The sequence below is a fragment of the Actinoalloteichus spitiensis RMV-1378 genome (genome assembly GCF_000239155.1).
GTDB classification, from domain to species: Bacteria; Actinomycetota; Actinomycetes; order Mycobacteriales; family Pseudonocardiaceae; genus Actinoalloteichus_B; species Actinoalloteichus_B spitiensis.
The window spans coordinates 1-10562 of the sequence record NZ_AGVX02000839.1 but is presented as its reverse complement, the minus strand read 5'-3'; the positions used below and the strand labels follow the sequence as shown (position 1 = coordinate 10562).

General features: G+C 73.7%; 9 protein-coding genes. 5 read left to right on the top strand and 4 right to left on the bottom strand.

Annotated features, from left to right (window positions below):
* Positions 1-665 precede the first annotated feature (665 nt).
* Positions 666-1472, bottom strand: a complete 807-nt coding sequence (locus ACTIDRAF_RS0225905) for an IclR family transcriptional regulator (RefSeq protein WP_016701544.1) — start codon at positions 1470-1472, stop codon at positions 666-668.
* A 177-nt stretch (positions 1473-1649) separates the two neighbouring features.
* Between ACTIDRAF_RS0225905 and hutH the strand changes: the two genes are divergently transcribed.
* From hutH to hutI, 5 genes are all read left to right on the top strand, one after another.
* Positions 1650-3239: a histidine ammonia-lyase gene (gene hutH / locus ACTIDRAF_RS0225900; protein WP_016701543.1), complete on the top strand. Its 1590-nt coding sequence runs from the start codon at positions 1650-1652 to the stop codon at positions 3237-3239.
* 143 nt (positions 3240-3382) lie between these two features.
* A complete protein-coding gene (gene hutU, locus ACTIDRAF_RS0225895; protein WP_026066506.1) occupies positions 3383-5041 on the top strand; it encodes a urocanate hydratase in 1659 nt (552 codons plus the stop codon).
* 122 nt (positions 5042-5163) lie between these two features.
* Positions 5164-6390, top strand: coding sequence for an allantoate amidohydrolase (locus ACTIDRAF_RS0225890; RefSeq protein WP_039789867.1), 1227 nt, complete (start codon positions 5164-5166; stop codon positions 6388-6390).
* Positions 6387-7727, top strand: a complete 1341-nt coding sequence (locus tag ACTIDRAF_RS0225885; protein WP_016701540.1) for a formimidoylglutamate deiminase — start codon at positions 6387-6389, stop codon at positions 7725-7727. Before ACTIDRAF_RS0225890 ends, ACTIDRAF_RS0225885 begins: the two co-directional genes overlap by 4 nt.
* A gap of 79 nt (positions 7728-7806) precedes the next feature.
* Positions 7807-8979, top strand: coding sequence for an imidazolonepropionase (hutI, locus tag ACTIDRAF_RS0225880; RefSeq protein WP_016701539.1), 1173 nt, complete (start codon positions 7807-7809; stop codon positions 8977-8979).
* A gap of 61 nt (positions 8980-9040) precedes the next feature.
* Here hutI and ACTIDRAF_RS0225875 read toward each other — a convergent pair whose 3' ends face one another.
* The 3 genes from ACTIDRAF_RS0225875 to ACTIDRAF_RS0225865 form a co-directional block, all read right to left on the bottom strand.
* Positions 9041-9223 carry a DUF6104 family protein gene (locus tag ACTIDRAF_RS0225875; RefSeq protein WP_016701538.1) on the bottom strand — a complete coding sequence of 61 codons (183 nt, stop codon included), beginning with the start codon at positions 9221-9223 and terminating at the stop codon, positions 9041-9043.
* A 328-nt stretch (positions 9224-9551) separates the two neighbouring features.
* Complete coding sequence (locus ACTIDRAF_RS0225870; RefSeq protein WP_016701537.1) at positions 9552-10367, bottom strand: ESX secretion-associated protein EspG; 816 nt, start codon at positions 10365-10367, stop codon at positions 9552-9554.
* Positions 10364-10562 (bottom strand): hypothetical protein (locus ACTIDRAF_RS0225865; RefSeq protein ID WP_157163292.1); only part of this gene is annotated, 199 nt, incomplete at its 5' end. The genes ACTIDRAF_RS0225870 and ACTIDRAF_RS0225865, both read right to left, overlap by 4 nt.

The window sequence follows — 10562 nt, the reverse complement described above, 5'->3', positions numbered from 1 at the left end:
CTCCCGGCCGCCGGTTCCGGTGTCCCGCCGGAGGGGCTCGGTGCCGAGGCGACCCCGTCACACCGTCGCTGGATGTCGGCGGTCGTCGGGGTGCGTGAGGGTGTGGCGTCGTCGGAGGCGGCCACGGGATGTCCGGCTGCCGCTGGTCGGCGGGCGCGCGCCCGTCCTGGGAGTCGCGGTCCCCGGGTGGGGTGTCCGGCGGTCGTCCTCGCCGACGACGTGGTGACCTCTCCGCCGCTGTGCCGAACGAGCGGAGCGTGTCGGCGAGGAGCATCGCGGGCGGCGGAGGATCAGGCAAGACCGGGGCACCGCCAGCGCCGGTCGTCCGACCAGGGCATACCGCGTGTTCTCGCTGGTAGATCGCCCGTCAGCTTTTCACTCTTTGGAGTGAGGTTCTGGGGTGGTTCCTCGCCCCAGGTCGGGGGCGGAACCCCCGCGATACCCGACCCACCGTGTTCTGGTGACGAACCAATGCACGAAAGCGTGGATCATTGACCTGCCTGATCGAGTGGCATCGGTCACCGTTCGCTCCGGCTCCCCGCCAGCAGGCGGCCACCCGTCCGCCAGATCGCCCCGCGCGGCAAGGTGGGGTGCCCAGCGGGGGACACCCGAGGGCGGGCCCGGGCCTGCCCGTGCGACGCGATCGTCGAACGCGAGCCCCGCCGTCACGGCCCGGGACGAGCTCGACGACGCCCACCACCGCCGATCCGCGCGGTCAGCTCCTCGGCGGTGCGGGTGACCGGGACGGCGAGGTCCGGCCACTCCCGCCCGCACTCGTCGGCCCCCTCGCAGACGTGCCGGAACGTGAGGCTCACCGCGGCCACCGCCCGGCCACCGTGGTCGAACACCGGCGCCGCCACCGACGCCCAGGACTCCGTGACACAGCCGTCCTCCACCGCCCACCCCCGCCGGAGCTGCCTGGCCAGCAACGCGCGGAGCTCGGGCAGGGACCGCGGCCCCCTCCCGGTGCGGCGCACGAAACTGGCGGTCCGGGGGAACAGCGCGCGAACCTGCGCAGGCGGCAGTCCACCCAGGATCGCCCGGCCGGACGCCGGCAACGTGGCGGGCAACCGCACCTCCGCCCTGGTCACCAGGGTCTGTGGTGTCGGCGGCTGGGCCTTGACCAGGTAGACGACTTCCGCGCCGTGCGGGACGACGAGCTGCGCCGGGTGCCCCGTGGTCGCCGCCAACCTGGTCAACAACGGACGGCCGAGCCGTTCCAGACTGCGCGACGCCGAGTGGGCGGACCCGAGGTCCGCCGCCGCCCACCCCAGCCCGTACCGGTGCTCCTCCGGGTAGTGCACCACGAAACCCGCGGCCACGAGCTCGCCCAACAGGTGGTAGGTCGAGGAGCGGGGCAGGCCGACCTCCCTGGCGAGGTGAGCGGCCGACACCGGCGACGGCCTGCTCCCCAGGGCCCGCAGCAGGGCGAGTCCCCGTCGCAACGCCGGAACGTCGCTGCTGTCTCCCATCCGCCCCTCCCGTCCTGGTCGCAGCGGGGCGGGCACCCCGCCACCCCCCGTCAGCCAGCCGCCCCCGGACCGAGGTGAAACCGGACCACCCACCACCCCAGCCCGAGTCTGGGATACCAGACACCTCCCGGCTGGTGTCCGCTTGGCGACCCGCCCGCCCCGCGTTGTGATGGACACATGCCAGTCCACGCGATCGCGGTCGGCCCCGGCCCCCTGACCGCCGCCGAGGTCCTCGCCGTGGCCCGCGCCAACGCGCCGGTGCGCCTCACCCCCGAAGCGAGAGACCTCGTCGTCGAGTCCAGGGAACGCGTCCGGGGCCTCGCCGCCGAACCCCGCGCCGTCTACGGCGTCTCCACCGGCTTCGGGGCTCTCGCGACCCGCCACATCCCGGCCGAACGACGCGCCGACCTGCAACGGTCGCTCGTCCGCTCCCACGCCGCCGGCACGGGGCCGGCCGTGGAGAGCGAGGTGGTCCGCGCCATGATGGCGCTGCGCCTGCGGACCCTGGCGGCCGGGAGGAGCGGGGTCCGGCCCGAGACCGTCGACGCGTTGGTCGGGATGCTCAACGCCGGCCTCACCCCCGTCGTGCACGAGTACGGGTCACTGGGATGTTCCGGGGACCTCGCCCCGCTCGCCGCCGTCGCGTTGGCGCTGATGGGAGAAGGGGAGGTCATCGACGGGGAAGGGCGGCGCCGCCCCGCGGCCGAAGCCCTCCCCGCCGCCGGGCTCCGCCCCGTCGAACTGGCGGAGAAGGAAGGGCTCGCCCTGACCAACGGCACCGACGGCATGCTGGGCATGCTGCTGCTCGCCCTCGCCGACCTGCGCCGCCTGCTCGACGTCGCGGACGTCACCGCCGCGATGACCGTCGAAGCCCTCCTGGGCACCGACCGCGTGTTCGCCGACGACCTCCAGCGGCTGCGACCCCACCCCGGGCAGGCGGTGTCGGCGGCCAGGATGACCGCGCTGCTCGCCGGGTCCGAGATCATGGCCAGCCACCGGGGACCGGATTGCCCCCTGGTGCAGGACGCCTACTCGCTCCGGTGCGCACCACAGGTCCACGGCGCCGCGCGGGACACGCTCGACCACGCCTCCTCCGTCGCCGAACGGGAACTCGCCGCCGTCATCGACAACCCCGTCGTCCTGCCCGACGGACGGGTCGAGTCCAACGGGAACTTCCACGGCGCGCCCCTGGCCTACGTCCTGGACTTCCTGGCCATCCCCCTCGCCGACGTCGCCAGCATGGCCGAACGGCGCACCGACCGGATGCTCGACGTGCACCGCTCCCACGGCCTACCACCGTTCCTCGCCGTCGACGCCGGCGTGGACTCCGGCCACATGATCGCCCAGTACACCCAGGCCGCCATCGTCTCCGAGCTCAAACGGCTCGCCACTCCCGCGTCGGTCGACTCCATCCCCAGCTCGGCCATGCAGGAGGACCACGTCTCCCTCGGCTGGTCCGCGGCGCGCAAGCTCCGACGAGCCGTCGACGGACTGACCTCGGTGCTCGCCGTGGAGCTGGTCACCTCAGCGCGCGCCCTGGATCTCCGGGCTCCGCTCCGGCCGGCAGCGGCCACCGGCGCGGTCCGCGACCTGCTCCGCGGGACCGTACCCCCGCCCGGACCCGACCGGCACCTCGCGCCGGAGATCCACGCCGCCGAGGAACTGGTGCGGAGCGGGGCGGTGCTCACCGTGGTCGCCGGACACCTGCCGAGCGGACCGGCCACCGACCACGACCACCCCCCGGCGGCGGACCCCCGCCCCCGCTGACCGGAGACCGCCCAGGGCGGGGACCCACCCCCGCCACCACCACGCCGAGCCCGACGGGGCACGACCGTGTCGAGCCCCGGCACCAGCGAACCGCACAGCGCACGGCGGCGCACTCCCGCCGCCCCGACATCGCGGAGGTCACCGTGAACCCAGGACCACGCGCGGTACGCGCCGCCCGAGGCACCAGCCTGACCGCCAGGAGCTGGAGCACCGAGGCCCCGCTGCGCATGCTGCACAACAACCTCGACCCCGAGGTCGCCGAACGCCCTGAGGACCTCGTCGTCTACGGCGGTACCGGGCGGGCCGCCCGCGACTGGGCCAGCTTCGACGCGATCACCCGGGAGCTGACGCACCTCGACCTGGACGAGACGCTGCTCGTCCAGTCCGGCAAACCCGTCGGCGTCCTCCGCACCCACGAATGGGCGCCCCGGGTGTTGATCGCCAACTCCAACCTCGTCGGGGACTGGGCGACCTGGCCCGAGTTCCGCCGACTGGAACACCTCGGCCTGACGATGTACGGGCAGATGACCGCCGGGTCCTGGATCTACATCGGCACCCAGGGCATCCTCCAGGGCACCTACGAGACCTTCGCCGCCGTCGCCGCCAAACGCTTCGGCGGCAGCCTCGCGGGAACCCTGACCCTCACGGCCGGGCTGGGCGGCATGGGCGGCGCGCAACCGTTGGCCGTCACGATGAACGGCGGCGTCGCCCTCGTCGTGGAAGTCGACCCGGCCCGGGCCCGCCGCCGCGTCGGCACCCGCTACCTCGACGAGGTGGCCGACGACCTCGACGACGCCGTCGACCGGGTGACCGCCGCCCGCCGCGAACGCCGCCCCCTCTCGGTCGGCCTGGTGGGCAACGCCGCCGAGGTGCTGCCCGAACTGCTGCGCCGCGGCGTGGAGGTCGACATCGTCACCGACCAGACCTCCGCCCACGACCCGCTCGCCTACCTGCCCGCCGGAGTGGCCCTGGAGGAGTGGACCGACTACGCCAGGACGAAACCCGACGAGTTCACCGACCGGGCCAGGGAGTCGATGGCCGAGCACGTCGCGGCCATGGTCGGCTTCCTCGACGCCGGAGCGGAGGTCTTCGACTACGGCAACTCCCTCCGGGGGGAGGCGCGGCTCGGCGGGTACGAACGAGCCTTCGACTTCCCGGGATTCGTCCCCGCCTACATCCGCCCCCTCTTCTGCGAGGGCCGTGGTCCGTTCCGCTGGGCCGCGCTCTCCGGAGACCCCGCCGACATCGTCCGCACCGACCGGGCCGTCCTGGACCTTTTCCCCGACAACGAACCCCTGGCCCGCTGGATCCGGCTCGCGGGCGAACGCGTCGCCTTCCAGGGCCTGCCGGCCAGGATCTGCTGGCTGGGCCAGGGGGAACGAGCCGAGGCCGGCGCCCTGTTCAACGAGCTCGTCGCCACCGGCGAGGTCAGCGCCCCCCTCGTCCTCGGCCGCGACCACCTCGACACCGGCTCGGTGGCTTCCCCCTACCGGGAGACCGAGGGAATGGCGGACGGCTCCGACGCCATCGCCGACTGGCCGCTGCTCAACGCCCTGGTCAACACCGCCTCGGGCGCGACCTGGGTCTCCCTCCACCACGGAGGCGGCGTGGGCATGGGACGGTCCCTGCACGCGGGCCAGGTCACCGTCGCCGACGGCACGGAGCTCGCCGGTCGCAAGCTGGAACGGGTGCTGACCAACGATCCGGCCACCGGCGTGCTCCGGCACGCCGACGCCGGCTACGCGCGGGCCGTCGAGGTCGCCGACCAGGCGTCGCTGCGCGTGCCCGTCCCGCGCGCCTGACAGCCCGGTCGACCGCCGGACGCACCAACCGGTGGACACGGCGCAGGGACGGAAAACGACGGCTGGATCTTGCCCGTCGTCGACCGTACCGTTCGAGAGGACGGCATGGGAGGGAGCGAGCCATGGCGGAAGGTGCTACCGGCCTGCTGGCCGGGATCGAACGAGTGGGAATGGACCGCAGGCGGGGCGGCTTCTCCCGCCACGGCTTCGACTACGCGGAGATGGAACTGCGCGAGTGGTTCAGCGAACAGGCCGACCGCCGTGGCCTGGACGTGCGGGCCGACCGCAACGGCAACCTCTGGGCGTGGTGGGGACCACCCGGACCGAACGCCGTCGTCACGGGGAGCCACCTCGACTCGGTCCCCGGCGGCGGCGCGTTCGACGGCCCGCTCGGCGTGGCCTCGGCGCTGGCGGCGGTCGACCTGCTGCGCGCCCGCGACCACGTCCCCCGCCGCCCGCTGGCGGTCGTCGTGTTCGCCGAGGAGGAGGGCGGGCGGTTCGGGGTGCCCTGCCTCGGGTCCCGGCTGCTCACCGGCGGCATCGTCCCCAAGGACGCCGCCAGGCTCATGGACGGCAACGGCATGACCCTCGCCGAGGCGATGAGCGGCGCGGGCCTCGACCCGCAACGCATCGGTCGTGACGGCGAGGCACTGCGCCACATCGGATGCTTCGTCGAACTCCACGTCGAACAGGGACGGGGCCTGGTCGAACTCGACGCCCCGGTCGGACTCGCGACCTCGATCCTGGCCCACGGCCGGTGGCGGCTCACGTTCTTCGGCGAGGGCAACCACGCGGGAGCGACGCCGATGTCCGACCGGCGCGACCCCGTGGTCCCCGCCGCGCGGACAGTGCTGGCCGCCCGCCGCATCGGCGAGTCCGTCCCCGGCGCCCGCGCCACCGTCGGAAGGCTCAGCCCGAACCCCGGCGGAACCAACGTCATCTCCTCCAGCGCCGACCTCTGGCTGGACGCCAGGGCGGCCGACGACGCGGCCACCAGGGCCGTCGTCGAGCAGGTCACCGCCGCGGCCAAGGACGCGGCCGCCGACGAGGGCTGCGAGCTGCTGGTCGTCGAGGAGTCCTACGGCGGGCCCGTCACCTTCGACGAGGGACTCCGCGGCACGCTGTCCGCCGTCCTCGGTGACGTTCCCGCGCTGCCGACCGGAGCCGGGCACGACGCCGGGATCCTCGCCGCCGAGGTGCCCACCGCGATGCTGTTCGTCCGCAACCCCACCGGAATCAGCCACGCACCGGCGGAACACGCCGAACCCGCTGACTGCGAGGCGGGCGTCCGGGCGCTGGCCACCGTCCTCGGCCACCTGACGAGCACCACGGGAAGGACCCCGTGGTGAGGCGCTGGTGGGCCCCCTACGCCCTGGTCGGCAGCGAACTGCCCAGAGTGGAGTGGGGGGTCGTGTTCGAGGAGGACGGCGGCCGCCTCACCAGGGTCGTCCCCGGCGTCGCCGCACCCCCCGACGCCAACCGGCTCACCGGACTCGCCGTGCCGGGCCTGGCCAACACGCACTCGCACGCCTTCCACCGCGCCCTCCGAGGACGCACCCACTTCCAGGGCGGAACGTTCTGGACCTGGCGCCGCCAGATGTACTCGCTGGCGGAACGGTTGGACCCCGACAGCTACCGCCGCCTCGCCCGCCTCGTCTACGCCGAGATGGCGCTGGCGGGGATCACCTCGGTCGGCGAGTTCCACTACCTGCACCACGACATCGGCGGCATCCGGTACGACGACCAGAACGCCATGGGGCTCGCCGTGGTCGACGCCGCCCGGGAGGCGGGACCGCGCATCACCCTCCTCGACACCTGCTACCTCACCGGCGGGATCGACACACCGTTGGACGGCGTCCAGCTGCGGTTCGGTGACAACGACGCCCACGGGTGGGCGGTGCGCGCCGCCGACCTCGCCGGACGTCCCGAAGCCACCGCCCCCGGCGTCCGGATCGGCGCCGCCATCCACTCGGTCCGCGCGGTCCCGGCCTCCGGCATCGGCGTCGTCGCCGACTGGGCCACCAGCCACCGGGCCCCGCTGCACGTTCACCTGTCCGAGCAACGCGCCGAGAACGACATGTGCCAGGCAGCCCACGGCTGCACCCCGACGGAGCTCCTGCACCGCCACGGCGCCCTCGGCCCCGGCACCACACTGGTGCACGCCACCCACCTCAGCGTGCCCGACATCACCGAACTGGGCGCCTCCGGCGCGTCGGTCTGCCTGTGCCCCACCACCGAACAGGACCTGGCGGACGGTATCGGCCTGGGCAGGGCCCTCGCCGACGCCTGCGGAACCCCCGCCCTCGGCAGCGACGGGCACTCCGCGATCGACCTGTTCGCCGAAGCCAGGGCCATGGAACTCCACGAACGACTGAGAACGGAGACGCGCGGCCACTTCACACCCCAGGAACTGTGGAGTGCCGCGACGTCCGCCGGGCACGCCGCCCTGGGTTGGCCCGACGCGGGATGGCTCGACACCGGAGCCCGTGCCGACATCGTCACCCTGGACCTCGACAGCGTGCGACTGGCAGGAGTCGACCCCTCGGCGGCCATCCACGCCGCCACCGCGTCCGACGTCGTCGACGTCGTCATCGACGGCGAACAGGTGGTCTCCTCCGGCATCCACCTGCGCGTACCCGAGGTCAGCGCCGAAATGAGGGAGGTCGTCCGCCAGCTGTGGGGGTGAGCCGGTCGGTACGCGGCCCCCACCCCGTGCGGGGCCGGCCAGGACGGAACGGGCCACCGTTCGGAAGGGACGAGACGCCGTGAGCGCGACGCTGATCACCGGAATCGGCGAACTGACCACCAACGACCCGGAACTGGGCCGCCCCTCGTCGTCGGCGGTGGTCCTCGACTCGGACCGCGTCGCCTGGGTCGGGCCAGCGGCCGCCGCACCCGCCGCCGACCTCCGCGTGGACGTGGACGGACGCGCCGTCCTGCCCGGCTGGGTGGACAGCCACACCCACCTCGTCTTCGCCGGAGACCGGACCGACGAGTTCGAGGCGCGAATGGCCGGGGCGCCCTACCGCGCGGGGGGAATCGCGACCACCGTCGCCGCCACCCGCTCGGCCAGTGACGACAGCCTGCGGGACACGCTCCGCCGCCACCTCGCCGAGGCCGCCAGCCAGGGCACCACCTGCGTGGAGACCAAGACCGGCTACGGGCTCACCACCGCCGACGAGGAACGGGCCGCCAGGATCGCCGCCGAACAGGCCGACGACGTCACCTTCCTCGGTGCGCACCTCGTCCCACCCGGCACCGAAGCCGAAACCTACCTCGACCTCGTCACCGGCCCGATGCTCGAAGCCGTCGCACCGCACGTCCGCTGGGCCGACGTCTTCTGCGAGACCGGCGCGTTCGATGTCGACCAGTCCCGGCGGGTGCTCGCCGCCGCCGCCGCGCGCGGCCTCGGCCTGCGGGTCCACGGCAACCAACTGGGCCCCGGGCCAGGAGTGGCGCTCGCCGTGGAGGTGGGAGCCGCCAGTGTCGACCACTGCACCCACCTCACCGCCGCCGACGTGGACGCCCTCGCCAGCTCCGACACGGTGGCCACCCTGTTGCCGGCGTGCGACCTGTCCACCCGCCAACCACCCGCTCCCGCTCGGCGCCTCCTGGACGCCGGGGCGACCGTCGCCCTGGCCTCCAACTGCAACCCGGGGTCGTCCTACACGTCCTCCATGGCGTTCTGCGTGGCCACCGCCGTGCTGCAACTCGGCATGTCGGTGGCGGAGGCCGTGCGCGCGGCCACCTGGGGCGGCGCCAGGGCACTGCGCAGGGAGGCAGGGCCGGGGGCCGTGGGCGTCCTGCGGCCAGGGGCGAGGGCGGACCTGCACGTCCTGGACGCGCCGTCGGTCACGCACCTCGCCTACCGGCCCGGTGTTCCCCTGACCTGGGCCGTGTGGCGGAAGGGACGCCGCGTTTCGTCGAAGGGAGCATGAGGCCGCCCGCGCCCGCGCGGGCGAACGGGACGGCGTCCGTGCCTCCCGCGCCCCGGGCGGCTCAGTCCGCGTCCGCGTCGCCGTCGTCGCGCGCCAGGTAGGTCGCCAGCCGCTCCACGGCATCCTCGAACTGCGGGTTCTCGTCGACGAAAGCACGCAACCGGTCGGCGAGGTAGCCGAAGGAGATCTCCTCGTCGCCCCTGCGGTCCTCGAGTTCCTCGATACCACGGTCGGTGAAGTACATCGCTGCCTCCTGGACAGCCCACGCGGTGCATCTTTCCGGTACGGGTGGCAACGCACCGGCCGCCGTCAGGGTCGTCCCGCCGACCACCACCGCGGCCCGCGACACGCGAGGTGCGGGTGCGCCCTCGCAAGATACAGCCCCGGGCCCGGCGAACTCCGCGAAGCCCGCCTCACCGTGCGGGGCGGTGCTGCCCGGCCACGGGGGTGGAGCGGACGCGGCCTGCCCGTGGGCGGGAGGCCATCGGCGCTCGGGATTCCGGCCGGGAACCAGACGAGGGGCGGGTGTCCGTACTGGACACCCGGCCCCCTCGTCCGGTCCGCCGGTTCCCTCAGGTGGTCACCGAGGTGATCAGTTCCTGGATCCGGCCCGCCATCCGGGTCCGGTCGGTGGGAGCCATGGCGAACCAGGGCCGTCCCTGACCGTCGGGCTTGTGCTGCAACAGGTACCGACCGATGGCGGTGTCCAACACGTCGACCCGGTAGGCCGATCGAGTGGTCTTACCGGCCAGCCGGTTGAAGGAACGCGCGCTGAACTCCCCGTACCGCAGGCGTTCGCTGGTCAGCACCTCGGCGATGAACTCCGCCTCCCCGGGACGTATCCCGTGGGAGGTCAGGGAGGCGCGCAGCCCCCCAGGGCCCGGAGCCGCGTTCGCCGTCGCCTTCTCGATCAGGTCCGAAGGGCAGCTGACCGACTGGCCCTTGCCCGGGCGGTGCTCGGGGAGGAGGCTCGCGGCCACGTGCGCCAGGCCGGTGGGTCGCACCGCTTCCAGCACCAGTTCCTTCTCCTCGCGTGGCGCGTCCTCGGGGCCGGACTGCATGGCTAGTACCGCGAAGTCACCACTGGCCGCGATCACCGCGTCGATGCCGTTCTCCCGGTCGGTCTGGAGCAGTGCCCAGACCGCGACGGCGGGCCGGGCGAGGATCTGGAAGGCGTCCTCCAGGAACGGGTCGAGGTCACCGTGCTGGACCAGGCCCCGGGCCTCCAACTCCTGCCATGCGCGGTGGTGCAGCATTCGGCGTTCGTCCTCGGTGGAGCCGAAGCCGATGGTTTTGATGGCGGCGGGGAGGGTGACCCGGAGCTTGGTCTGGATCACGTCGACGGCGATCGCCGGCAGCGTGATGCGTCCGCGTGGTGCCACGGTCACCGTCCGGTGGGTGGTTGGTCGCCGAGCACGGGGGGTGCGACCAGGCGGCCGTCGCCGAAGACGTCGTCGGTTTCGAGGAGGTAGTCGGCGCGCTTGTGCTCGCCGTCGTCCTCGCCCTGTCCGCCGCGTCCTCGGGCTCCGCCGCCGGCCATACCGCCGCCGGCCGCGCCGCCACCCATACCGCCAGCACCCATG